The sequence below is a fragment of the Paenibacillus sp. PL91 genome (assembly GCF_012935325.2).
Taxonomy (GTDB): domain Bacteria; phylum Bacillota; class Bacilli; order Paenibacillales; family Paenibacillaceae; genus Pristimantibacillus.
The window spans coordinates 161,838-186,961 of record NZ_JABBYG020000003.1; the positions used below are offsets into that span (position 1 = coordinate 161,838).

At 45.7% G+C, this 25,124-nt stretch carries 24 protein-coding genes; 7 read left to right on the top strand and 17 right to left on the bottom strand.

Translation table 11 applies throughout. From position 1 onward, the window contains the following. Positions 1-55 precede the first annotated feature (55 nt). Entirely contained in the window at positions 56-2,200 is a 2,145-nt protein-coding gene (locus HI950_RS09415) for an alpha-L-fucosidase (protein ID WP_169083876.1), read from the bottom strand. 274 nt (positions 2,201-2,474) lie between these two features. Between HI950_RS09415 and HI950_RS09420 the strand changes: the two genes are divergently transcribed. Both HI950_RS09420 and HI950_RS09425 read left to right on the top strand, forming a co-directional pair. After that, positions 2,475-3,335 carry an AraC family transcriptional regulator gene (locus HI950_RS09420; RefSeq protein WP_169083875.1) on the top strand — a complete coding sequence of 287 codons (861 nt, stop codon included), beginning with the start codon at positions 2,475-2,477 and terminating at the stop codon, positions 3,333-3,335. A gap of 132 nt (positions 3,336-3,467) precedes the next feature. Then, the gene (locus tag HI950_RS09425) at positions 3,468-3,830 is read left to right on the top strand and encodes a WGxxGxxG family protein (RefSeq protein ID WP_223285195.1); all 363 of its coding nucleotides are present in this window, start codon (positions 3,468-3,470) and stop codon (positions 3,828-3,830) included. 61 nt (positions 3,831-3,891) lie between these two features. Here the strand turns inward: HI950_RS09425 and HI950_RS09430 are convergent, their stop codons facing one another. From HI950_RS09430 to HI950_RS09440, 3 genes are all read right to left on the bottom strand, one after another. Then, positions 3,892-4,239 carry an AMP-dependent synthetase and ligase gene (locus HI950_RS09430; protein WP_187768065.1) on the bottom strand — a complete coding sequence of 116 codons (348 nt, stop codon included), beginning with the start codon at positions 4,237-4,239 and terminating at the stop codon, positions 3,892-3,894. Positions 4,240-4,345: 106 nt separating this feature from the next. Beyond that, positions 4,346-6,040: a ribonuclease J gene (locus HI950_RS09435; RefSeq protein ID WP_317618324.1), complete on the bottom strand. Its 1,695-nt coding sequence runs from the start codon at positions 6,038-6,040 to the stop codon at positions 4,346-4,348. A gap of 265 nt (positions 6,041-6,305) precedes the next feature. Beyond that, the gene (locus tag HI950_RS09440) at positions 6,306-7,013 is read right to left on the bottom strand and encodes a TrkA C-terminal domain-containing protein (RefSeq protein WP_169083873.1); all 708 of its coding nucleotides are present in this window, start codon (positions 7,011-7,013) and stop codon (positions 6,306-6,308) included. A gap of 584 nt (positions 7,014-7,597) precedes the next feature. Here HI950_RS09440 and HI950_RS09445 point away from each other — a divergent pair. Beyond that, positions 7,598-7,858: a hypothetical protein gene (locus HI950_RS09445; protein ID WP_169083872.1), complete on the top strand. Its 261-nt coding sequence runs from the start codon at positions 7,598-7,600 to the stop codon at positions 7,856-7,858. Positions 7,859-8,140: 282 nt separating this feature from the next. Here HI950_RS09445 and metE read toward each other — a convergent pair whose 3' ends face one another. The 6 genes from metE to HI950_RS09475 form a co-directional block, all read right to left on the bottom strand. After that, a complete protein-coding gene (gene metE, locus HI950_RS09450; RefSeq protein ID WP_169083871.1) occupies positions 8,141-10,429 on the bottom strand; it encodes a 5-methyltetrahydropteroyltriglutamate--homocysteine S-methyltransferase in 2,289 nt (762 codons plus the stop codon). 111 nt (positions 10,430-10,540) lie between these two features. Beyond that, positions 10,541-11,443, bottom strand: a complete 903-nt coding sequence (locus tag HI950_RS09455; RefSeq protein WP_169083870.1) for a LysR family transcriptional regulator — start codon at positions 11,441-11,443, stop codon at positions 10,541-10,543. 97 nt (positions 11,444-11,540) lie between these two features. Next, on the bottom strand, positions 11,541-12,650 hold the full coding sequence (gene rsgA, locus HI950_RS09460; protein WP_169083869.1) for a ribosome small subunit-dependent GTPase A: 1,110 nt from the start codon (positions 12,648-12,650) through the stop codon (positions 11,541-11,543). A gap of 368 nt (positions 12,651-13,018) precedes the next feature. Further along, entirely contained in the window at positions 13,019-13,486 is a 468-nt protein-coding gene (locus HI950_RS09465; RefSeq protein WP_169083868.1) for a GNAT family N-acetyltransferase, read from the bottom strand. A 39-nt stretch (positions 13,487-13,525) separates the two neighbouring features. Continuing rightward, positions 13,526-14,503, bottom strand: coding sequence for a DUF4871 domain-containing protein (locus HI950_RS09470; protein WP_169083867.1), 978 nt, complete (start codon positions 14,501-14,503; stop codon positions 13,526-13,528). Continuing rightward, positions 14,500-15,033: an RNA polymerase sigma factor gene (locus HI950_RS09475; protein WP_317618325.1), complete on the bottom strand. Its 534-nt coding sequence runs from the start codon at positions 15,031-15,033 to the stop codon at positions 14,500-14,502. The genes HI950_RS09470 and HI950_RS09475 overlap by 4 nt, the downstream gene beginning before the upstream one ends. Before the next feature lie 255 nt (positions 15,034-15,288). Between HI950_RS09475 and HI950_RS09480 the strand changes: the two genes are divergently transcribed. Then, positions 15,289-16,002: a 2OG-Fe(II) oxygenase gene (locus HI950_RS09480; protein WP_169083866.1), complete on the top strand. Its 714-nt coding sequence runs from the start codon at positions 15,289-15,291 to the stop codon at positions 16,000-16,002. Positions 16,003-16,108: 106 nt separating this feature from the next. On the opposite strand, the gene HI950_RS09485 is transcribed toward HI950_RS09480, so the two are convergent. The 3 genes from HI950_RS09485 to HI950_RS09495 all read right to left on the bottom strand — a co-directional run bounded on the left by HI950_RS09485 (position 16,109) and on the right by HI950_RS09495 (position 17,967). Continuing rightward, positions 16,109-16,678, bottom strand: a complete 570-nt coding sequence (locus HI950_RS09485; RefSeq protein ID WP_169083865.1) for a 50S ribosomal protein L25 — start codon at positions 16,676-16,678, stop codon at positions 16,109-16,111. A gap of 85 nt (positions 16,679-16,763) precedes the next feature. Then, positions 16,764-17,702, bottom strand: coding sequence for a DUF1861 family protein (locus HI950_RS09490; RefSeq protein ID WP_169083864.1), 939 nt, complete (start codon positions 17,700-17,702; stop codon positions 16,764-16,766). Further along, positions 17,674-17,967 (bottom strand): helix-turn-helix domain-containing protein, encoded by a 294-nt coding sequence (locus HI950_RS09495; RefSeq protein ID WP_169083863.1) that lies wholly within the window; start codon positions 17,965-17,967, stop codon positions 17,674-17,676. Before HI950_RS09495 ends, HI950_RS09490 begins: the two co-directional genes overlap by 29 nt. Positions 17,968-18,166: 199 nt before the next feature. Between HI950_RS09495 and HI950_RS09500 the strand changes: the two genes are divergently transcribed. The 3 genes from HI950_RS09500 to HI950_RS09510 are packed head-to-tail and all read left to right on the top strand — an operon-like array spanning position 18,167 to position 21,529. Next, entirely contained in the window at positions 18,167-19,351 is a 1,185-nt protein-coding gene (locus HI950_RS09500) for a glycosyltransferase family 4 protein (protein WP_169083862.1), read from the top strand. Then, on the top strand, positions 19,351-20,457 hold the full coding sequence (locus tag HI950_RS09505; protein ID WP_169083861.1) for a glycosyltransferase: 1,107 nt from the start codon (positions 19,351-19,353) through the stop codon (positions 20,455-20,457). Before HI950_RS09500 ends, HI950_RS09505 begins: the two co-directional genes overlap by 1 nt. Continuing rightward, positions 20,450-21,529, top strand: a complete 1,080-nt coding sequence (locus tag HI950_RS09510) for a mannose-1-phosphate guanylyltransferase (protein WP_169083860.1) — start codon at positions 20,450-20,452, stop codon at positions 21,527-21,529. The genes HI950_RS09505 and HI950_RS09510 overlap by 8 nt, the downstream gene beginning before the upstream one ends. 37 nt (positions 21,530-21,566) lie before the next feature. Here the strand turns inward: HI950_RS09510 and HI950_RS09515 are convergent, their stop codons facing one another. The 4 genes from HI950_RS09515 to HI950_RS09530 all read right to left on the bottom strand — a co-directional run bounded on the left by HI950_RS09515 (position 21,567) and on the right by HI950_RS09530 (position 25,088). After that, positions 21,567-22,277: a DNA alkylation repair protein gene (locus HI950_RS09515; protein ID WP_169083859.1), complete on the bottom strand. Its 711-nt coding sequence runs from the start codon at positions 22,275-22,277 to the stop codon at positions 21,567-21,569. A gap of 19 nt (positions 22,278-22,296) precedes the next feature. After that, the gene (locus tag HI950_RS09520) at positions 22,297-22,911 is read right to left on the bottom strand and encodes a DNA-3-methyladenine glycosylase family protein (protein ID WP_169083858.1); all 615 of its coding nucleotides are present in this window, start codon (positions 22,909-22,911) and stop codon (positions 22,297-22,299) included. A 106-nt stretch (positions 22,912-23,017) separates the two neighbouring features. Beyond that, positions 23,018-24,001, bottom strand: a complete 984-nt coding sequence (locus tag HI950_RS09525) for a LacI family DNA-binding transcriptional regulator (RefSeq protein WP_169083857.1) — start codon at positions 23,999-24,001, stop codon at positions 23,018-23,020. A gap of 130 nt (positions 24,002-24,131) precedes the next feature. Next, a complete protein-coding gene (locus HI950_RS09530) occupies positions 24,132-25,088 on the bottom strand; it encodes a D-ribose ABC transporter substrate-binding protein (protein ID WP_169083856.1) in 957 nt (318 codons plus the stop codon). Positions 25,089-25,124: the final 36 nt, after the last annotated feature.

Genomic DNA, 25,124 nt, shown 5'->3' on the forward strand with positions numbered 1-25,124 from the left:
TTCATTAATATACTTTTCATGGGTGCCTCACCAACTCCTGTATACACGATGCTATTCAATCTCCAACATCGGTACGATCAAGCTCTTCAATGTCTTCCTCGAATTTATTATATAAGGCTAACGGAATAAGCGTCACTTCATAAAGCCTCATCAGCTCTTTCCCATCTATTTGCACGGGCATTATGGACAGGTCATGTTCACCGGCAGAAATAACAACCTCAACATTTATAATTGCAGTTTCCTTGGCATTTTGTGTAGGATGGATGCGTTCCTCAATCGACTGATTGCCGATAGCAATTCGTACCACTCCCGTATCTATCCCATCGACTGTGCTGTATTTTAGGCCAAGCCGGTATTTAACGAGCTGATTTGTACGGATCTTCCATGTCACCCGTTGATTCATGCTTGTCCAATCGCAAATATAGTCATTTCCCTTCTTGCCGTCTCCATACCTAATGCCCTGACTTACCTCCGCATCGAAGCTCCTTAAGATGTTAATGCTCTTTTCGCTAAGCAATCGGCTCTGATGAACCCTGATTGTACCATCCACTTCCACAGCTACAACGCTGTCAACCGGGTCGGGCGCCTGGCATGGCACATGAATGAGCCAGTCGTAATAGTTCAGCCTTTTGGCTTCCAGCGGCTTGTGCTCCTTGTCGGCAAGCAGCCATGCTTTGCGAATTGGGTTCAATAAACCTCCAAGCACCAATTCCCCATCCGCTGGCCATTCAAAAACGTGAAGATAAAGCGTATTTTCTTTTTGCGTCGACTCGCCCCATGCCTGTACGCTCAAGGGGGTTCTTATGGTCCCGTAAATACTCTCTCCATTCCTCTCAAGCCATGCACCGATCTCCCTCAAAATCGTTACATCCCGTTCATCGATTTCACCGTCGCCCTTCGGTCCAAGGTTCATCAGCATATTGCCGCCGCGGGCTGCGGATTTGGCTAATAATTGGATAAATGCCGAAGCCGGCTTGTGGCTATTGTCATCAATCGAATAACCATAGGATTCATTAGTCGTCGGAATGCTCTCCCAATCTCCCTCGCAAGGGAAAATTTCAAGCACTCGGTCCGCAGTATTCACATAGTCCGCGAACGTAGGAAATCCGCGACCTGCCGCAAGACGCCCATTAACGACAACATCGTCGCTAGCCTCGCGTATCGCCTCCAGAATCCTTACATTTTCCGATAACGGCAATTTATGCGGGGTATCAAACCACAAAAGATCTGGTTCGTATTTATGTATCAGCTCCAGAATTTGCGGAATCGCTTTGCGGTCAACATAATAGTCCGCCGTTCTCGGCACAAGCTCCGGATGCTCGGAATGCCATAGCTTCCCTTCACCCTCATACAGCCGAAGATCGCCGCCCGGATTCGTATACTCCCAGTCATTGCCCGGCGCATCGGGATGCTCCCAGTCAAAAGCATGGGAATAATAGAAACCGTATTTAATTCCGCGCCTTGCACAAGCTTCTTTAAGCTCAAGCAGCGGGTCGCGCTGAAGCCGGGTCATGCGAATATCAAACGGATACGCATCCGAAGGATACATGGCAAATCCGTCATGGTGCTTCGCGGTTATGACAACATATTTCATGCCAGCAGCTTGGATTAACGAGGCCCACTCTTCTGCGTCAAAGAGCTCGGGATTAAACTTGTCGATAAAGGCTTCCTTGTATTCCTTTAGTCCGATTTTTTTCGCCCTCATTAAATGCTCGGCATAACCTTGCGATTTCTCCCCTTTCCATCTCCCGCCCGTTAAAGAGTAAACGCCCCAGTGAATGAAGCACCCAAAGCGCGCCTCACGCCACCATGCCAGCCGGTTCTCCATATTGGCCAGCGACTGCGGCCACCATCCATCCAGCGCATGCTTAATTGCTTGCTTATCGCGTTCTTCCGCCTCCAGTACGGATGGCGTCAAACGCCTTACCCTCACCGATCCTATTTTCAGAACCGGATCACTATTTTTCAGCTCTATATCTTCTTTGCTAATCATCCCACTCAGAACGCTGGAGTCTCCTGCGTAATGGTCTTGTGCATAAATGACGGCCTGAAAGCCATTGGCCACTTCTATTGCGCTTATTGGACTATCTTTCAAGCCAAGCGCCCGCAAGCGTGATTGGGCATACTCGCCAATTGATAGTTTTATCTTTATGTCTAGGACGTTAATAAGGACTGCAGCCGTTTCATAATCATCATTCATATTTAATAAACCTCCAATCGTAAGAGTGATCTCCTTCTCATTTTGCTGACGTCTCTATCCTGCTCCTTATTATCCTATCCACGATTGCTAAAGTATTTAGATGGATTTCCGCTTCTTTACAGAGATTTCCGGCAAAGTTAACGAGGAAGCGCTAGTCGCTCAACCTCCGTAAGCCGCTGCGCTCATTGACAGGCACAACATTGGCGTTTACCCTTAAAAAAACGCTTTCACATGAAGCGATGCATGCCATAATGAAAAAAAGGTGGTTTGACGGATGAGTACGCTATCATCGATTGTTTCCATTAAACCTTCAATAAGAGCCGCCCATTATCACACCTATTCCGGGACGCTGAAGGAGAAAAACCGTTTCGGCTACTGCTGTGCTTTTCACTTGATCGATAAAGGAATCGGCGCTTTACATATGAATGGACAGACCTACCCGCTAAAAAAAGGAACGCTAATTTTTATTCCTCCCGGAACGAAGCATTCCTTTCATATTTCCGAGACTGAGCCGATCGCCTCTTATGATATGTACTGTGATTTTTTTGAAAAGAAAGCAACTCGAATTCATCTTTGCTTTGATCCCGAGGATTTTTCTCCTGATTTGATGACGGAAATCGCTGACAGTATGGACATTGGGCCTTTAACGGGGGCTCTTCAGCTCACTCGCTACCCGGAGCTTATTCAAACGTTCATTAATCTGGTCAGGCTTAATCGGGTCGATATTCATTTTAAGGAAGAGATCGTGAATAGCCTGCTCTACAGCTGGATTCTCCAACTAATCAATTTGAAAATTTCAGATAACATCCCGGACTATCGGATTCAAAAAATTATCGACCTGATGGAGCAGTTTCCGGGTACAAACCCTCCTTACGAGCAATGGCTTGCTATATGTCATCTAAAAAAGTCGCAGTTTTACAGCATTTTCAAAAAAATGACTGGCCTTACTCCAAAAGAATGTTTTGTGCGGATCAAAATGCAGCGGGCCTACGCGATGATCCATGAAAGCGATAACTCCATAACCGCCATAGCTGAACAATTGGGTTATTCCAGCATCCATTATTTTTCGAAGCAATTCTCAGCGCATTTCGGTATTCCTCCATCCGATCTGCGTAAACAAACTAACGTGGAATAAAGGAATGTATTGACTGTTCTTTTCCATTCTAATAATTCCCTAAGGCCTATCCCAGATGCTCGAGTATAGATATAAGCCTCATAGCAGAATATAAACCAGTACTTAAAAAAATAAATGAGGTGGGATAAGCAAATGAAAAAGTTTTTATTAACGATTGGATTTATCGGCTGTCTAATGATGTTCTCGGCAGTTCCGGCGTCAGCTGAAACCATGGGTACAAACAACAATACACCTGGTGAAGAGATCCGTCATGATGTCAACCGTGGCATCAACAATACCAATCGTGCATTAGGAACCGATTTTGACCGGATCGGACGCACCAATTATAACGGAACAGCAATGAACGCAAACAACGCTAACCGCGCAAACAACTACAGAACAACAGCAGCAACAGACGATGATGGTTTTGATTGGGGTTGGCTTGGCCTTCTAGGTTTATTGGGGCTCGCTGGCATGAGAAACCGCGCAAATGATCGTGAACGTGACCGCGCTTAAATACGGTAAATAAACTTGCACCCCCTCCGCTTAGATTTGCAGAGGGGGTGCTATTTTCAGCTTAATGTGAAGAATAGTTCGAATACCCTGTCGATTGATTGTTCGTATTCATAAACGCCATTGGAGCTTGCTGGTATGAAGAATTTGCAATTTGATTGCAAATGCTTGAAATTTGGTGAAGCTGTTGGATAGCCGTTTGATGACCTTGCAAAGCGGTTTGAATAATATGTGCGGCTTGCTGCTCGCGTTGAGCGATTTGTTCAAGCAAAACGGCATTGTTTTGCTCCTGCTTTAATAATTGCTGGTACTGCGCAGAAGCTTGGTTTGTCTGCTGGATCAATTGTTGAATCATCTGTTCTGCATGCGCTAGCTGTTGGGAAATTTGATTGTTCGGTTGAAACTGGTTCATTGTATTTCCTCCTGTACGTTAATTTGGCAACTACCGTATTATGTTTATTTCTGGCGAATATTATGCTTTGCAGAAGCTTAATCTTCATCATATTTTCCGTGAACCGTCACACTTCAATAATAACCGGAAGGATCATTGGTCTCCTCTTCGTCTGACCGTATACATACCTGCTAATGGATTCCTTTAAATTGTGCTTTAAAATAGACCACTTTCCGTCATTCCCATTTTCCTGTAAATCTCTTACCGTCTTGATGACTAATTGGCTGACCTCTTTCAATAAAGCCTCGGACTCCCTTACATAAACAAAACCGCGAGAAATGATATCCGGCCAGGATAATAAGGAGCCCTCCATGCGGCTTAGGGTAACGACTACGACAAGAATGCCATCCTCTGCAAGGTGCTTGCGGTCACGAAGGACTACATTTCCAACATCTCCGATTCCCCATCCGTCAACAAGGGTGTTGCCTGCTGCAATTTTACGTGTCTGGCGAGCCGTTTGGTCTTTAATATCGAGCACATCACCGATATTCATAATGAAAATATTTTCTCTCTCCACGCCTACGGACTCAGCCAAAAGACGGTGCTGGTACAGCATGCGATATTCCCCATGAATCGGAATAAAATATTTCGGCTTCATAAGGGTTAGCATAAGCTTCAGCTCTTCTTGGCTGCCGTGTCCTGATACATGCATGCCGGTTGAAGCGCCAGAGCCATGAATGACATGCGCGCCCAGCATATAGAGATGGTTCAATGTGCTTGATACGCTTCGTTCATTTCCGGGGATCGGGGACGAGGCAAAAATAACCGTATCTCCCGGTAATATTTCGATATGCGGATAGGTTGAGCTTGCCAGCCTGGATAATGCGGCCATAGGCTCCCCTTGGCTGCCCGTGCATAATACGGCCAGCCTTTCTCTAGGCAGCTCATTCGCTTCTTTTGCTTCAATTAACATGCCTTCCGGCACCCTTAAATAATCAAGCTCCAACGCGACGGCTACGACGTTAACCATGCTTCGTCCAAGCAATAGCAGCTTCCGATTCGTTTTTTCGGCAGCATCGACGACCTGCTGCAAACGGTTCACATTGGAGGCAAAGGTAGATAAGAACACTCTGTTTTCTGCTTTCTGGAAAGCTTCCTCAATGCGTTCACCTACGACTAGCTCTGATGGCGTGAATCCAGGGCGTTCCGCATTTGTGCTCTCGGATAATAAAGCCAAAACGCCACTTTCTCCGATATGAGCCATTTTATGAATATCGGGAAACTGTTTGTTGACTGGGGAAAGATCGAATTTAAAATCTCCGGTATGCACAACCCTGCCTTCAGGCGTTTCAATGACAACACCAAGGCAGTCCGGAATGCTGTGATTCGTCCGAAAGAAAGACAGCTTCAAGCTGCCTAACTCGACTAAAGATTCAGAGTGGATCTCGTGCTGAGCGATCCCTTTGAGCCGATTCTCCTTCAGCTTCCCTTTAATTAAACCAAGGGATAATGCTGTTCCGTAAACGGGCATATTCATTTGCTTCAAAATGTACGGAATGCCGCCGATATGATCCTCATGCCCATGTGTAATCACTAGAGCACGAACTTTGTCCTTGTTCTCTAACAAATAAGAGATATCAGGGATTATCAGATCAATTCCCAAGAGGCTTTCATCCGGAAATTTGGAGCCGCAATCGATAACGACGATATCGTCTGCATATTGAACGACGTACATATTTTTTCCAATCTCATATACGCCGCCGAGCGAGAAGATGGACAGCTTGCTCTCCGTCATTTCCTCGCTTATCTCTTTCTGCTTCATAGTCATTCCTCCCGTCTACCGTTTGTTATTGTTTCCAACATTCAACAAGTATTATTGTAAAGACAAGTCTCATTTATTCATTCCATGGAAAACGATAAGCCTCGAATCCGAACAAAAAGGATGAACGGGGGCTGAATGCCCTCATACAAAGCAGCATAAATTTTGAACACAAAAAAAACCGGTTGAGACAGCATCCCTCCGGCTTTGTTATTTACTCAATGATCAGGCTTCTGGGATGCAGCAAGCGCCGCATAAGCCTACGCTCCTACATGGCAGTTACATCTCGCTCTTTTAATACCTTTGACTCCATCTCCCTCAACTCTGCTTTAAACGCTTTTTCAATTTCGTTCTTGTCCCCATACACATATAGATTATCTTCTTCACGGATCAACAGATCGAAACGACGGATCTTCTTCCGCTCTCTCTCGACAAGAAGAATGGTAAAGTGTTCAGAAGAATGATTGATCTCACTTATCTTTTTACCTATTAGGTTTGACTGTCCGCTTATGTTTATCTCTGTAAATAAATCAGTCTTCTCGTCTATATACAACACTTCATGAATCGGCAGCTCGTGCAATTCGAACTCCTTTTCCAAATAATGCTCTGTTTTCTTAGTCAGAAAAGCGCCCATCCGTTTGTTTTTTATAATGATTAAGACTGCTCCCAAGGATGCACTTGCCCAAGCCAGCTGATAAATGCCGAAGCTTTGTGATAAGAGCTGGCTAACCGAGGAAATGATGACCGCAAAAGAAAAAACGCCGAATGCAATTAAGCAGACAGCGATACGACGGCGAACGGGATGTCTGATCACTAGCTCCGACTCTTTTGTCGTAAAGCCAGTAGCCGTTAGCATAGAAACCGCTTGGAACCGGGCAATATCTCGATCAAGCCCTGTCATAACAAGCAGTGATGCGGCAATTTCTACAACCATCAAAATAACTGCACCATAAATAATAATAAACAACCATCCCATTTGAATCGCTCCTATCAAACAACGCTTAACTCTGTCTTATAGGTTACCCGATTGAAACGAGATAGAATCGCTGAATTCATACCAATATTCACCTTAAAAAATTATTTTTGATCCTTATCGGAACAGTCGAAGCATATTAAAGTTTTGTCATCTAGTATTATTCCATTAATAAAACCATCGTTGCAGAATATTTGCTTCTTGCATTCCTTACAGCAGCCAACCAGTTCCTGCATTTCGATTACCTCCCAAAACTCTCGAGCTTGCTTGCTATTCATTCTCGACTCGACTATTAACTAGAAAGAACCACCGCAGACCCGATTGTTCCATGATTCGATTTGCGGAATAGACTTGGGATTTGCTCCTGAAGGATGGATTACGCAAACCTGCTTAGGTGCGGCTCCTATGCTAAATGTTAGTATTGCACTAAAGCAAGGTTGCATCAAGCTGTTTTAAAAAAAGGCTTCTGTAACTCTACGAAGTGCCAATACCTACTACGCCATTTGTTCATAGAATAGAAAGAGAATTAGCAGCAAGCATGTTTTGCCGCCTCAAATAGGAGCGATAGAAAGGAATGCTGAGCTTATATGGGATGCCAGCTTGGACGGGTTATTATCGAGAACAACGAAGGAACGATTATTTTTGGGAATGTCGGAACGATAAATATCAATATGACTTCCGTTTCCACCGAAGGAACGAATAGCTCCTCTAGCGATACAGCTTCCGCCAATAATGGTGAATCGTCTCAGGATGCGGCAACCGATGCGGAAGCCGGGATGATATCCAGTAAGGCATCTGGTACGGTATGCCCAAAGCGCCTCAGAAAAAACCGACACAAGCGGCGGTAGTTGATATTGCGGCAACATAGTACGTGCAATAAATTGCTTAACTACCGCTAATTCTGAATCATTTTCACCCTCCTATATTCATGTATATTTAAATTGGTCTAATTCATCCCTAAACACTTTTGCCTATTTCTGCGAGGAAGGCTACCACTCATCTTTGATGAGCCCATATATGACTCTATCGAGATATTGGTCATTTCTATCCCGTAGCAAAATAAAAAGAGCAGGCGCCGCAGCGCCTGCTCAATCATGTATATTCAACTATCGACTATATAATCGCTAGTATTACACTTGCAGGGAATGCTTTGCACGGGCGATTTCCGTCGCTTCAACCATGTTGCGCAAGGAGTCGATCGTTTCTTCATAGCCCCGCGTTTTAAGTCCGCAGTCCGGATTGATCCAGAAGAGCTTCGGATCCAGCACGCGCAAGGCGCGTTCGATCATACTCGTCATTTCCTCTACGCGCGGAATTCGTGGACTGTGGATATCGTAAACGCCTAAGCCGATGCCCAGCTTATAAGTGTTAAGCTCGAAGCTATGAATCAGCTCGCCATGACTGCGCGATGTCTCGATCGAAATGACATCCGCATCCATAGCTTCAATCGAATCAATCATGTCATGGAACTCGCAATAACACATGTGCGTGTGAATTTGCGTCGTGTCCTGAACCGTACAAGTGGTCATGCGGAACGCTTTGACAGCCCAAGCGAGGTATTCCGCTTGATCCTCTTCCTTTAGCGGCAGCCCTTCGCGAACGGCAGGCTCATCCACTTGAATCATGCCGATGCCTGCTTGCTCAAGCGCTTCAACCTCTTGTCTAAGCGCATAAGCCAGCTGGTACGCGATTTGTTCGCGCGTAATATCATCACGGACGAACGACCAGTTCATGATCGTAATCGGACCTGTGAGCATTCCTTTAACCGGACGCTCGGTCTTCGTCTGTGCATATTTGGTTTCCTCGACCGTCATCGCTTCCTCGAACGCGACATCTCCAAAAATAATAGGAGGCTTCACGCAGCGGGAACCATAAGATTGTACCCATCCATACTGGGTAAACGCGAAGCCTGCAAGCTTCTCGCCGAAAAATTCAACCATATCCGTTCTTTCAAATTCGCCATGCACAAGAACGTCCAGCCCGATCTCTTCCTGCAGCTTAATCCAAATATCGATCTGCTCTCGGATAAAGTTAGCATACTGCTCATTATTCCATTCACCCTTGCGCCACTGTTGACGCGCTTTGCGCACCTCTGCTGATTGCGGGAAGCTGCCAATGGTCGTTGTCGGAAAAATCGGCAGCTGCCATTTTTTCTGCTGTGCAATATGCCGCTCTGCGAAAGGCAGGCTGCGCCCTGGATTTAGAACGCTAATAGCTGCAACTGCCTGCTGAATGTCATTGCGATTACGCTCACCCGACTGTTTAAGCGCCTGTAGAGCCGTATCGCATTTTTCCAGCGCATCTTCAAATTCCGCCCCGCTTGCAGAGATTGCTTTCGCCAGAAGGACAAGCTCGTCCAGCTTCTCATCAGCAAATGCAAGAGCGTTTTTCAGCTCAGGCAACAGCTTCGACTCATTTGTTACCGTGACCGGAACATGAAGCAAACTGCATGATGACTGTACGATTAGCCGATCTGCTGGAACGATTTCAGCAAGCTCCTCTAGCAATGCCAGCTTCTCGCGGAGTGGCGCCTTCCAGATGCCGCGGCCGTCGATAACGCCTGCCCCTAACACCTTGTCCGCCGGAAAACCAACCGCTTTAATCGAAGCAAGATTGCCGGACAATCCGTGCACGAAGTCAAGTCCCACTCCGTTGACAGGCAGCGCTATGATATCACTATAGCTCTCTACTGATTCAAAATAGGTTTGCAGCATGATGTTCAGGCTTGGCGCCGCAGCGGCAAACGTCTCATAGATCGTCTTCAAGCGCTGAAGATCAGCGTCGTTTAATTTCGTTACAAGAATCGGCTCGTCAATTTGTACCCATTGAACCCCTTCACTTGCAAGCTCTTGCAAAATCTGCACATAAAGCGGCAGCAAACGCGCAAGCCATGCATCCGTTTCCGAAGCGCTGTACCCTTTAGACAACTTCAGGAAGGTTAGCGGTCCTACGATAACCGGCTTGCCCTCGATACCAAGCTCTTGCTTCGCTTCACGATAAGCCTCTAAAGGTTTGTTTTCGGTAAGCACAGGTGCTGCCCCGTCCAGCTCGGGCACGATATAGTGATAGTTGGTGTTAAACCACTTTGTCATTTCGCTTGCTGTTGCATCCTTCGTCCCACGGGCAATCCCGTAATAAGTAGGCAAAGGCACAACGCCGCCCTCATAGCTGAAGCGTTTCGGAATAATGCCAAACATAGCAGCCGTATCCAGAATATGATCGTAATAGCTGAAATCATTGACCGAGATAAGGTCGACACCCTTCTCCTTCTGCTTGCGCAGATGGTTCAAACGGATTTCTTTAAGCTTGCTGTGAAACTCCGATTCTTCAAGCTTTCCGGACCAAAACGCTTCGAGCGCTTTCTTCCATTCACGATCTGCACCAATACGCGGATAACCCAACACACTACTCTTCACCATCTTGCAACACTCCCTAAACAAATTGTTACAAGAAAGATATCACGTATTCGTTGGTATAGTGTAACTGGATTAAACTATATCTAGTTATAGCTTAAGGCTATATCAAAGCTTTTATTGGGCAGTCGCTTGTATAAGTGCTTCCACATATGCCGCTCCGAGCTTCGACAGCGACGTATTTTTATGGGAAATCCAACCTACATTAATCGTTTCATCAATATCCAAGGGTACAGGGATAATTTCATTGCCGTTTAGATCGGCGCTTAGAACGCCTGTCGATATCGTATATCCGTTTAAGCCAATCAATAAATTGAATAGCGTCGCCCGGTCGTTTACTCGGATGCTTTTCTTATGTGACATCGTACTCAGAATCTCTTCTGAAAAATAAAACGAATTATATTCGCCCTGGTCAAACGACAAATACGGGTAGTTCTGCAGCTGGTCGATGGTCACGATCGATTGATTCGCAAGCGGATTATGAATACTGATGAAAATATGCGGCTTAGCAGTAAATAAGCTGACGAATTGCAAGTTCGCGGTTTTGAGCAGCTTATTGATGACATTGCCATTGAACTCGTTAAGATACAGAATCCCGATCTCGCTGCGTAAGCTTTTGACATCTTCAATAATTTCGTAGGTTTTGGTTTCTCGTAAAGATAACTCATATTCATCGTGACCATGCTCCTGAACCAAGTTTACAAATGCATTAACCGCGAAGGCATAATGCTGGGTAGAAACCGAAAAATGCTGCGGGGAGGGCTTCGCATTAAGGTACCGGCTTTCCAGCAGCTCCGCCTGCTCGACTACTTGCCTGGCATAGCTTAAAAATTCAACACCCTCCTTAGAAAGTGAAATGCCTTTATTTGATCGTTCGAAAATCGCAACCTGCATCTCTTCTTCCAGATCCTTAATCGCATTTGAAAGACTTGGCTGTGAAATAAACAACCGCTTGGCTGCTTCATTAATGGAGCCGCGGTTGGCGACCTCGATCACATATTTTAATTGCTGCAGCGTCAATGGAAATACTCCCCTCTAACAAAAGTGTAAGACTCATCTTCAGGCAGATGGCAGAAATGTGTTTCTTTCATTATACATGTAAAAAAAGCATACTCGCTTATTCCTCCCAATTTGCAACAGAAGTTTTGACCGATCGCTTTGACTTGGACGTCTTCGATGAAGCAGCCTTCTTACTGCGCTGCCTTATAGCGTTCGTTTCTTTGCGGGCAATTCGGGCCAGCTCCCGCTCCGTCTTCTTGTAATTGCCGTAACGTCCCGAATCCAGCTCGCCGCTTTGCAGCGCAGCTTGGATCGCGCATCCAGCCTCCGCCTCATGTTTGCAATCCCTGTAACGGCATTGCGTGGCAAGCTCTTCGATTTCCGAGAATGCATGCTGCCAGCCTTCCTGTGCTTCCCACAGCTGCAGCTCGCGCATGCCAGGCGTATCCATCATTAGCGCGCCGCCGGGAAGCAGGAACAGCTCGCGATGCGTCGTCGTATGGCGCCCTCTCGCATCGCTTTCCCGGATTCCGGATGTATGTTGAAGCTCATCCTCTGCCAGCCAGTTCAGCAGCGTCGACTTGCCTACGCCGGAGGAACCCGTTACTGCGATTGTCTTACCTGGGCTCAAGTATTCGCGAAGCGCCTCTCCCCCCTGGTTCTCCAATGCGCTGACGATATGAATCGGGACGCCCGGCGCCGCCTCTTCCGCTTCCCTCAAGTACCTGTCTGGGTCATCGCATAGATCGGATTTGGTCAGCAGAACGATGGGAGTCGCCCCGCTCTCCCAAGCGGCAACCAAATACCGTTCGATTTTGCGCACGTTGAAGTCACCATTCAATGCGAAGGTAATGAATAGAAAGTCCACGTTAGCACCGATAATTTGCTCCTCTTGAACAGATCCGGCTACCTTGCGTACCATAGCAGAACGGCGCGGCAGCACAGCCTGTATGATCGCACGCGCAGGCTCTTCGTTCAGCATATCGGCGATCACCCAATCGCCGACAGCTGGATAATCCCCTTTCCCCGATGCTTGAAACTCGAAGCGTCCGGATACAACCGCCGATCTTTCACCAGTGTCCGTCATGACCTTGTAAGAATGCGAATATTGCGCGATTACTCTGGCAGGAGCGGCGGCTTCAAATCCGACAGCGCTTATCTTCCTGCTCTCGCTCCAATATTCGTTCCAACCATAAGCTTGCAAAACGTTTGTGTTATATTGAGTCATTTCATTTCTCCTCGTTATCATAATTTGGGCATAAAAAAACCGCAGGGATTCCCCGCGGCATGAATTAAAAAACCGCAAGAAGCCAGCATCGGCTCTTGCGGTTACTAGGTATAACGAAACACGGCTTCTCACATCTTACAGTGCAAGTGGGAAGCTTGAGTTTACCGTCATTTGATTACCGTTCCGTAGAGGCTGATGCATATAGGAGTTATGGGATGAATCGATTGAATATAGCTCATATTTATCAGCCTCCTTCATAGATATTTAACCTTATTATAGAGTTAATGAAATAAATGTCAATAGGCGACACCTTGGAATCCTAACGGCAGAAAAATTTCAACGCTTCTCACCACCTAATGGCGAGCATTCTACATTCCTTCGACGGTTCTGGAATTCCCCTCTACTCTCACAGACATATAAACGTCTATAAGGTCCTCACTATCCACTTTAAAACCAAACCGTTCATAAACACGTTTAGCGGCGCTTCCTTGCAGGACATTTAATGTTACACGTTTTCCTTTTACATCATTTTGTTCAAGCAGATTTTTTAATACTTGACTGCCGACACCTTTGCCTTGGTAATCGGGATGGATATAAAAATGTTCCAATAAATATCCCTCTAACGTCGGTTTAAAGGCTACGCAGCCAACAAAAGAAGAACCTTCCTCAATGATCCAAGTATAAACGGAGTCAAATGAATGACGGAAGCGTTGACGTACCTTCTCTTCATCAAACCTCCCTAACCTGGTTAAATCATTGCGCAGTACAATTGCCCGTAAATTAGCAATGGTCTCAGCATCGGTAATTTGGGATTGTCGAAGAGTAATCTGTTTCATATTGCGTAACAACTCCTTATTCATTTTAAGACAACCACATTATAAGCCTTTATCGACCTGAACCACCACATTCCCGAACCACTGTTTGTTAATCATGACGATTAGCTTCCATTTGCCTACAAAAGGCAACGTTATCCCGGATGGCAGCGTGGAATCTGCCCCATTATGTTTCCCAGGGCGAACCTTGCTCTCAAATACCGTCAATAGCTCATCGGTCGACTCCCGAACCGCATAGATTTGCAAATCCCCTGTGAGCTCCTCATTCGTTCCCCAAAAATGCCACATGTACTTATTCCCTTTGCCCGCAATAAAACCTGGATCAATAAAGCCCAGCTTCCCCTTAGTGCCCGTCATCGTAAACGATCCCGATTCAAAGGAAGGACTCAGCTCCCAGCCGCCGTCTGGCACCATCCATTCCTTGCTTCCGTTTGACAGCCCGTCAATAAACATTTCAAAGTGCCATTTTCCGCCCAAGGGAATAGCCATATCGGAAACGATACGTGTTTTGGTTACTGCATTTACGGAGGAAAGCAGTCTTTTGTCTATCTCCTGTGCATTCGTATCATTAATGATCATTTCGGGAAGCTCCTCTATGATCATCCCCGTCTCTTGATGGGTTGCGATGATTTCTACTTTATGACCAAGCATTTCCGAAAGTTGTTTATGAATCAACCACATCGCACCAGCAGGTTTCCCAGCAATCATACCGTCCCCTGGGAGCATCTCCCACTTTGCAATGCCAATCGTTCCTACATTTCTGCTGTTCTCTCCATCATAAATAGTTCGATTAAACCCTTCTGCCGAAATAAATACGATAGCAGCAGAAATGACTGCAATAATAGGCACAAACCATCCGAGCTTAAAGGATCGTTTGCTAAAACCCTCTTTCTTTCGCTTGAGCATACTAATTTCCTTCAGCACGTTTTCGCTTTTCTCGGCAGTCCATTTTTGGCCTTCAAGTGGCGGTTTTAACAAAGCATCATACCAGCTTGGCTTCGAATCATGATCCGTTTTCATAGCTTCCCACCCTCCTCCTTCAGCATAAGCTCCATTCGAGCGCGGGCTCTGTGCAAGCGGGATTTGACCGTCCCTTCCGATATACCCAGCAGCCCAGCCATCTCCGAATATGAAAGCTGGTAGTGGGCATCGAGAATCAGCACTTCCCTCTGCTTGGCAGGCAGTCTCAACACCGATTGCCAGATCGCATGCACGCCCATTTGATCCAAAACCTCCTGCTCTGCCGACTTTTGATTAGTCGAATGTGCAACGGAGCCCATTAACATAACACGCTTAATAAAGGAAGATTTGAGCCAATTGATCGACTTATTCCTCGTAATCGTTAGCAGCCAGGTTTTGGGTGAGCTTCTGCCCTCAAAACGATGAAGCAAACGGTAGGCGTTTAAGAAAACATCCTGTGTAATGTCATCCGCTGCGTCCTTGCTCTTGACTAGTATGAAAGCATAATGCCATACATCATCCCCATAGGCTGCCATCAAATCACCAAAAATCGAATCAACGTTATCACTCGTTATCTTGATACTCTTCAAGTACTCCAAGCCGACCACCTCATTTCATTAGACAACTGCGATAACGAAATGTTCCATTTTCACACAACTAATTTTCATTATATCAAAAGAAAAAAACAGCCAGTCCCAGCTATGAGGAATGACTGCTTTCTAAGCTTATTCACATCGTCCTTGATTTCTCGATCTTGCGCTTACATTCGTGAAGCCGTACAGCCGACTGGAATAGAGGGTATACTGTTCGTAAATCAACCATCTAACATGGAGGAGGTTATCAACATGCCCGATCATCTGCTCGGACGAATCGATCAGCTGAATTGGCCTGAGATTCAGCAGCAATTAGACGAGAATGGATTCTCGAAGCTTCCCCCTTTGCTAAACCAAGCGGAATGCCAGAATATTATCGATACCATTGAGCTTCCAGACTATTTTCGAAATACGATCAACATGGCTAGATATCGCTTCGGAATAGGAGAATACAAATATTACGACGCTCCTCTCCCGCCTTTGCTGCAGACGCTGCGCGAGGGTTTGTATCCAGAGCTTGCAAAGACAGCGAATCGGTGGCTTGAACAATTGGGGCATGCCTCTGCTTTCCCGGCTATGCTGGCCGAATTTTTGGAGCAATGCCACAGCGAGGAACAGACCCGCTCCACCCCGCTCATTTTAAAATATGAAGCAGGAGGCTACAACTGCCTGCATCAGGATTTGTATGGAAAAATCTTTTTCCCCTTCCAAGTCGTATTCGCGCTTAATCAGAAGGAGGCGGATTATACAGGCGGAGAGTTTCTGCTCGTAGAGCAGCGGCCGCGTGCGCAAAGCCGGGGTCATGTCATTGCGCTAGAACAGGGCGAAGGGCTAATCTTTCCAACCCAACATCGTCCGGTGCTTGGAACACGCGGCTATTACAAAACAACATTAAAGCATGGCGTCAGCACGATAACATCGGGGACCAGATACAGTCTGGGCATTATTTTTCATGACGCCAAGTAGCCATAAAAATATCCCCTTCCAGCTGCAGTGAATAGATTCATAATAATGAATCTTACACACCGCTCCCGGAAGGGGATACTGCTTACCTCTATTTAAATGTGATTAACTAGGCTGTTTCTTCGATTTCCGCATGCACCGTTTTGATTTGAATCATGACTGTGTTCGGATCAGTCAAGACTTCGATCCCATCCATGAAAATCAAATCTGAAACGAGAAGCTGGTCGCCGGCATCAAGGCCGCTAATATCCACTTCCATTGAAGTGGGGAGAACGTCAGGCATACAGCGGACTTCTACTTCATACATGTCCACCTGCAATGTACCGCCGGATTTCAAGCCAATTGCTTCGCCAGCGAAATGGATCGTGACTTTGCTATCCATCATTTTTGTCATGTTCACATGATGAAAGTCAATATGCAGCAATTTGCCTGACATGACTTCCCTTTGAATGTTTTGAACTACAACTGGTATTATTTTCTCATCGGAGGTCTTGCCCTGCAAAATAGCCCGTGGATTTTTTTTCAAAATATCCAGCATTTCTTTCTCATTCACTTCTAGCGACATAGTATCTTTACCAATTCCATACAATACAGCTGGGATACGTCCCTGTTTTCTTCCTTGATTCATGTGAGACTTTGTTTCACCAGTGCGCTTGCTTAATTGAATAAATTTACTCATTTGTTTGTTCCCGCTCTCTTTTGACCATAAATTCTTGTCACCATAAGTATAACATGACCATAGAATCTAGTCAATTCAGCCCTGTTCACCATTCATACTCGATAAACGGATCAGGAATCTCGATCTGGTAAGCCTCAGCATCGCTTACGCCTACAGACAGTATCGCTCTGCCATTGCTGCACCTGATAATCCCGCCGCTAAAAATAACATCTTCAAGGTCCGGCCGTTTGCCGGGGCCTCTTGGAAAATCTCCTCTTACCGCGATAATTTTAATCGGTGTTTTCTCGCAGGTTTCAGGGTTGATCGAGAAGACCATCGAATAATAATGCTTGTTGCCTAGCTCATCAAAGCAAGCGATATGCCCCAGAACGCCTACATGACCATTTTTGAGCAAATGCGCTTCGTTTGCGCCTCCCCATTCTTCGGGAACAAATTGGTCTTGCAGCACCTCGGCATCAATAAAGGTTTGCTCATTGAGCTCATCAAGCGAATCAATGATCGTAAATCCGATTTGCCCTCTTCCGCCTCTTACTCCTTGCGGCCTTGTAAATATGCCTACTCTGCCATCCGCAAGCTCGATCAGACGAATATCCTTCATCGTACCGGGGCCAGATGAGAAGTGGCATAACGAATCGATTTGAAACCCTCGATAAAATTGCGTGACCCACGATACAATCTTTAGCGGATTATCTGCCAAAGTGATTACTTCAACTCCGCCAATGATTAATTCACCTTTTATAATCGACACGCAAGGGTCCTGCAAATTATACGTATGGGTATGTACACGAGGACTCCAAACCTGATTTTGGCATGTAAAAAAGAAGACTTGAGAGAACTCGCTGTCCCGTTCCTCAACTCTTCCTAAGATTACTTCCTCCCCGTCATATGGAAACGGGGCCGTTATATTATACACATCTCGGTTGCCAACCCCAGAGAATACGAGCTTCTCTACTTTCGTCAGGCGAGGGCTTGCATAAAATGCATCCAGGAGCTGTTTACACGTTTTCGTCATTTCCGTTGTCATTGCCGTCCTCCTGATGATCATTCGATTCATCTAGCGCTCTTTTGCGATCTTCATCTTCTTCGATTCTTATGAGCTGTCCCGGCTGGACATTAAAGTAGAGACAAAGCTTTAGCAACAAATCCCTTGGATACTGAACCATTTCATCCTTGTACATTCTGCGTATCGAATCAAAATGGTAATTCACATCTTTCGCAAGCTTGCGAATCGATAATTTTGGATCGTGATTTTCCATAACCTCTTTTAAATGACTGCGTATGACTGGCACTCTTACACCTCCAACATAAATATATATGGAGATTGTTGGAGAGTCAATAAATTGACAAGAAAAAATGGTCATGTTATAGTTGGAACAGGAAATATTTTTCAATTTTCTGAAAATAATACAAAACCTTCCGATGGAAATAAAGATCTCTTTATTTCTTTTTTTTATTTCAAAAAATTTCAATTCAATATGGAGGCACTATATGATGAAAAATTCGAGCAGCAAACGGAACATCGTTTTTCTTGGAACGAGTTTGCCGAGAGAATGCGGCATTGCCACATTCACACAAGATTTATTAGACCAATTCGAACATATTCAAGGCTTCAATCATCCTGGCATTATTGCTATCAACAACAATGTAACCTACCAATACGATGAGCAAGTGATAAAGGAAATAAACCAGCACAAGCAATCTGATTATACAGATGCGGCCAACTATCTTAACTTCTCGGACGTTGACCTCCTCGTTATCCAGCATGAATTCGGCATTTATGGCGGAGAAAGCGGGGAGTATTTAATTCCTTTTGTCGAGAAGCTCAGCATTCCGTATATCGTCATCTTTCATACCGTGTTATCAAACCCTTCTGCCAAGCAGCGCCATATTATGAACCGTGTTGCAGAGCTCAGCGTTAAAGTGGTTACGATGGCGCAGTCTACCGTCATCGATTTGACCACGATCTATGGCATTGATGCCTCTAAAGTCGCCTTCATTCATCATGGCGTGCCTTATGTCAAAACGGAATCGCGGGCAAAGCTGAAAGAACAATATGGCTTCGCGGATCGAAAAATATTGTCTACCTTTGGCTTCCTAAGCCCAGGCAAAGGAATTGAATATAGCATTGAAGCGATGCGAGGCGTTGTGAAGCAGCATCCCGATTCGCTCTATATCATTTTTGGAAAAACACATCCGGTAGTCAAACAAGAGACTGGCGAAGTTTATAGACAAAGGCTGATGGAGCTTGTAACTGAATTTGATTTAAATCATAACGTCCTCTTCGTCGACAAGCTGTTAACGCAGGAGGAAGTGATCGAATCGCTCGTGATGTCAGACATCTATATGACTCCTTACTTAGGTAAAGACCAGGCGGTAAGCGGTACTTTGGCTTACGGGGTCGGTTATGGAAGAGTCATCGTCTCGACTCCGTATCGATATGCCACGGAAATGCTGGCTGAGGGCAGAGGACTGCTCGCAAACTTCCGCGATGCCGCTTCCTTGGAAGACTGCATTCTTCAATTGCTAGATAATCCTATGCTAGTGAAAGAGATGGAGAACCATACAATGGAGCTCGGAAAGACGATGCTATGGAAGGAAATCGCCAAAACCTATGCCGCTCTCTTTCAAGAAAAAATAACGATCTCAAAATTAAATAACAGGAGTGTGATTTGATGGAGGTACAAACGATACTACAGTTCAAGACTGAATATATGCGCAGAATAACGGATGATACGGGGATTTTCCAACATACTAAGTTTGGAGTTCCCGACCGCTCTAAGGGCTACACGACAGACGATAACGCAAGAGCATTAATTGCAGCCGTTTTACTGTATAACGGCAAAAGAGACATCGCTGCGCTGGATCTTATCCATACCTATATTTCCTTTATTCATCACGCACAAAATGCCGACGGCAACTTTAGAAATTTCATGGATTATAACCGTTCATTTGTTGAGGATAGCGGATCCGAGGATTGTCAGGGGCGGACGCTATGGGCACTTGGATTTACGTTAGCCCACTCTACCTACCTGCCTGATAATCTGTTAAACACTTGCCGTTATTTAATCAATCAGGCATTGCCGCATATCGATGCGCTCCGTTCTCCCCGCGCCATTGCCTATGCCATAGTCGGTCTGAGCTACCTGATTGAAACCTCAAATGCTTTAACTTACTCCTTTCCATATTCCAAACCCCCAACCACCGAGGAAGATGCCGCTTTTCTGCCCAGAGCATCCATATTAGAACTTATCGAAAATATGGCAGCAAAGCTGCATGATCAATATAGTCGCAATAAAGGAAACGGTTGGAACTGGTTCGAGGACAGCCTTACCTATGGAAATTCGATGCTCCCATGGGCGCTTTTAAAAGCGTACCGTATTTCGAGAAACGACAGCTTGAAGGAAACAGCCAAGGAAAGCTTGGATTTTCTAGCAGCTAACACATTTTCCAAGGAAGGCTATTACAAACCGATTGGCAGCCATGGGTGGCTGCTGCGTGGTAGAGAAGCGGCTCCTTATGATGAACAGCCGATCGAAGCGTGTGAAATGCTTCTTGCGTGCAAGGAAGCGTCGAGCGTACTTCATGATTCTACTTATTTAAAGCATGCCGCTTTATGCTACGAATGGTATTTAGGGAACAATTCATTAAAGACCTCTCTCATCGATCCTCAAACGGGCGCTTGTTATGACGGCATCCATCGTACGGGGTTAAACTTGAACCAAGGCTCGGAGAGCATCATTTCCTTCTCTATCGCCCATTTGGTGATGCATCATGAATAAATTCGCTACTATACTGGCGGGCGGGGGCGGAACCCGCTTCTGGCCATTGTCCAGACAAGAGATTCCGAAGCAGCTCCTCAATATTAGCGGAAATGATATTATGCTAAACGATACGATCGAACGATTCAAAGGCATTATCCCGCAGGAAAATACCATCATCGTGACGAACCGCTCTCAAGCCGTATTGCTAGAGAGCATTATGCATAGCAGTGTGCTCAGCCGTAACATCTTGATCGAGCCTGTTGCGCGAAATACGGCTGCAAGCATACTTTTTGCAGCGCTATCTATTGAAAAAAGCTATGGAGATTCTTTAATGGTCGTCTTGCCTTCCGATTCATATATAACGGATGAAGATCAATTCCGGATTACGCTAGATGAGGCTTGTACAGCCGCGATGGAGACGGACAAAATCGTAACCATCGGCATTAAGCCAACCTTCCCTTCAACCGGCTACGGCTATATCGCGTTTGACAAGGAGCCTATTTCTTCGAATCCTGTAGCGATCTATGAAGTAGCCGAATTCGTAGAGAAGCCGAACTTCCAGAAAGCGCAAAGCTATCTGTCATCTGGCAATTATTTATGGAACAGCGGGATGTTCATTTGGAAAACCTCCGTTATCATCGATAATTTCAAGCGATACCTGCCTCGGCTGTATAAGACGATGCTTCCTATCAGCGATTATCTGGGAACGGAGCAGGAAGAGGAAATGATAAATAAAATTTATCCGACCCTTCAAAACATTTCGATTGATTACGGCATCCTTGAGCGCTCCGATGATGTCATTGTTCTCTCTGGGCAATTCGGCTGGAATGATATCGGCAGCTGGGATGCGCTCGGCGCTATCTTCCCTCCTGATGAATCAGGCAATATTATAAAAGCGAATCATATGGGAATCGATACACGGAATTCGATCATATACGGAAACGGCAGACTAATAACGACAATAGGCGTAGACGGCTTTATTATTGCAGACACACCAGATGCTTTATTGATTTGTCCGAAGGACAAGGCGCAGTCCGTCAAAGAAATCGTCGAGCTGCTGAAGGAAAACGGCATGACAGAATTTATTTAGAGATGAAGATAAAACAAAGCAGCCTGTCATTTGTTTTTTAAGACAAATGCACAGGCTGCTTTTCTTTCCGTTTCATGCTGCGAATCATTTTTTTGGTATCCTGGTCCACACGGTAGGACTCCGTAATTTTTTGCAGCGCTTTGTTGTAGGTGAATACATCAAGCGAATTGTTCTCCAAATAGCTCATGGTTCGCTCAGGCAGCTTCACATAACAGATCGAGATTGCCCATGCTACAGCCATTTTGACATAGTAATCCTCACGCTTCACGCTGTCCAATAAGGACAACACGCGACTGATATATTCATCTTCTATGTAAAAATCAAGAAGCATCACGACGCCAAATCGTATGTCATATGTTTCATCGGACGCTAGATACGGCTGTAAAAAATCCCATACCTGCTTCTTATTTGTTTTCGTAAATTTTAACCCGATGCAAAAGCTATCGCATACCGACCAATTATCGATTTTGGGGACAAAATCAGCGACGTAACGAAGTATTTCTTCCACGTCCGTTTGCAAATAGCCGATGACCATGCCTTGCAGCATGACCTCTTCAAAGTATTCGCTCTCCGCATGCAGCAGATAGGTGCGCCAATCCCCTTTAGCCAGCTCTTTGGCTAGCTTGCGCAGCACGGGCAGCCGTACGCCCAACACATTATTGATCGTGGGGATAAGCGCCGCAGAAAATTTTTGATACGCCGGTTCGGACAATGCCATTAACTGCTCCTTGATCGTTTTCTCCGTCATTTTCGCCCCTATGCTCCTTTTACTCAAATGAAATTTCCCACAAGTAGATAGACGCGACAGAACCAAGAGGCGAGTAACGGCTGCGGTATTGATCAAACTCCTCTTTGCTAATGGAATCCAACTGATACAGCTTCATCATTCCGCGGCGAATGGCAATGTCGCCCCAGCTGACCACATCACGGCGCTCCATCGCATTAATCAGCATCATTTCCGCCGTCCATTTGCCTATTCCGTTTAAAGCGGACAGCCTCTTAATGACCTCTGCATCGGATAACGCATACAGCTCATCGAGCTTCAACGCATCTTCCATAATCATATCGGCAATATGCTTGATACAAACCGCTTTTTTCATCGTAATCCCGCAGCCCTGAATAGCATCAGCGGACTGCTTAGCGATATTAACCGGCGTAATTTCGCCAACTTGAATCTGCATTCTTTCCCAAATCGTATGAACCGCCTTCACCGAGATCAGCTGCCCTACTATAGCATAGACGAGCGCCGTGAACAGATCAGGAATGATGACACGCTCAACCTTGCCCATTCTCGTCATAGCAGCCCCAAGCGTCTCATCCACGCTTTTGAGATAGTCGATTTCGGCTTGCCCATATTCAAAATATTTCGTTTTCACTGTCATCGATTAATCACCTATTAAGTAATATACTTCACTTGCCTTCATTTGTAAGGCAAATACGAATATAATCGCAACATTTCGAAATAGAGAGCAGCAATGCTGATCCAAACTATGTCGTCGCTTTTTGCAGCAGCTCTACCTCAAGCTCATAATTTTTGCGCTCAATAGGCTCATTGTTGATTAGACGGATCAAATAATCCATAGCGGTTTTGCCGGTCGAATAGATTTGTTGAGATATCGTCGTAATTTCAGGGTATACCATATCCATCCGAATGCCGTCGAAGCCGATTAGCCTCACTTGCTCCGGCACTTTAACGCCAAGCTCAATTAACGCCTTTAATGCGCCGGCGGCCATCAGATCATTGCCTGCAAATACGCCGTCCACATCAGGATGCTGCTTATAAATATCCTTCATCGCCTGATAGCCGCCTGCAACGTTGAAGTTGCCATAACCGATTAGACTAGGCATAAACCAAGGCAAATGTCTGCACGCCTCCTCATAGGCAAGCGTCCTCTCCCGCGACGCGTGCACATGCGTAGGGCCGGAGATATGAGCGATCTTGCCGCAGCCAGCAGACTTAAGGTGCTCTACCGCCATTTCACCGCCGTGACGGTTTGCGGCCGTAACCGAAAGGATGGGATAATCGGAAAAAGATTTATCGATAGCCACGATCGGGATCGAGCGGTCCTGCAACGCAATAATTTGCTCAGGAAGAACGGTATAGGATGAAATAATGATACCGTCGATTTGCTTGTTGATTAACGTTTCTATATACTTCTTCTCTTTGTCCGGATTGTTGTCCGTATTGCACAGCACAAGCGTGTAGCCGTGAGCCGCTGCTGCATCCTCCGCCGCGCGGGCGATTTCAGGGAAAAAGGGATTTAAAATATCGGGTACCATTAATGCGACGGCAGTCGTTTTCTTGCCTGCCAAGCTTCTAGCAATATTATTAGGCTTATAATTCAGCTTCTGTATCGCTGCCATTACAGCGATTTCAGCTTCCTTGCTGACATATCCGCTTTGATTGAGCAGGCGGGATATTGTAGCGACAGAGACGCCAGCCAGCTTGCTAACATCTTTAATTGTAGTCATAAATAACAAAATCCTTTCGTGAATCAGCCTGGCCTTGGTATAAAGTATACGGAATTATCGATTTAAAAAACAAGTGTGTTTACGCTCGCAAGAACGTAAACACACTTGTTTGGCTTGAAGCTGCTTGTTTTTATTTAGCGGAATCTTTTGTAATGAGATCAAGCTCAACGGGAATCGATGCTTCAACCTCTTCCCCTTTGGCAATCTTGATCGCAGTTTGTACAGCCAGCATGCCCATCATATCCGGCTTTTGCGCTACAGTTGCACTTAATTTCCCTGCGAATACTTCCTTCACGGCATCATCAGTCGCATCGAAGCCTACGACTAGAATACCCGTTGCACCTGCTGCTTCAATAGCTTTCAGAGCGCCAAGCGCCATTTCATCATTATGAGCAAAGACCGCTTTGATATCTTTGTTGCCTTGCAAAATGTTTTCCATAACAGTCAAGCCTTTAGCCCGATCGAAATCGGCAGGCTGCTTAGCCGCGATTTTAATGCCGCTTGATTTGGCGATTTCTTCATTAAAGCCCGCTCCACGCTCGCGTGCTGCGGAAGAGCCCGGAATGCCTTCAAGCTCCACAACATTGCCTGTTCCGCCAAGCTGCTCTGCAATAAACTGCGCAGCAAGCGCGCCGCCCGCTTTGTTGTCGGAAGCGATATGCGTCATTACTTTGCCGCCGTCAGCTGTCCGATCGACTGTAATAACCGGAATGCCTGCTGCATTAGCGGATTCCACAGCAGGAATGATCGCTGCCGAATCAGTAGGATTAATAATGATAACGTCTACCTTTTGTTGAATCAAATCCTCGATTGAGGAAGCTTGCTTAGCGGCATCATCCTGCGCGTCAACTGTAATGAGTTCCGCTTCTCCTGCCGTAGCGGCTGTTTGGGCGCCTTCTTTTAATGTAACGAAAAATGGATTGCTTTGCGTCGATACGGCAAGTCCGATCTTAATGCCTTCTGTTTTCGTATTGGCTTCGCCTTGCTCAGCTTCTTTGTTTCCTGAACCCGGAGCCGTTGTTGAACAGCCTGCAAGCAGCAGCGCCGTAATGATTCCAATGCTTGCTAGTTTCGTCGTCTTTTTCATGTTGCAACCACCTTTTCTTTGTTTAATTTATATGAT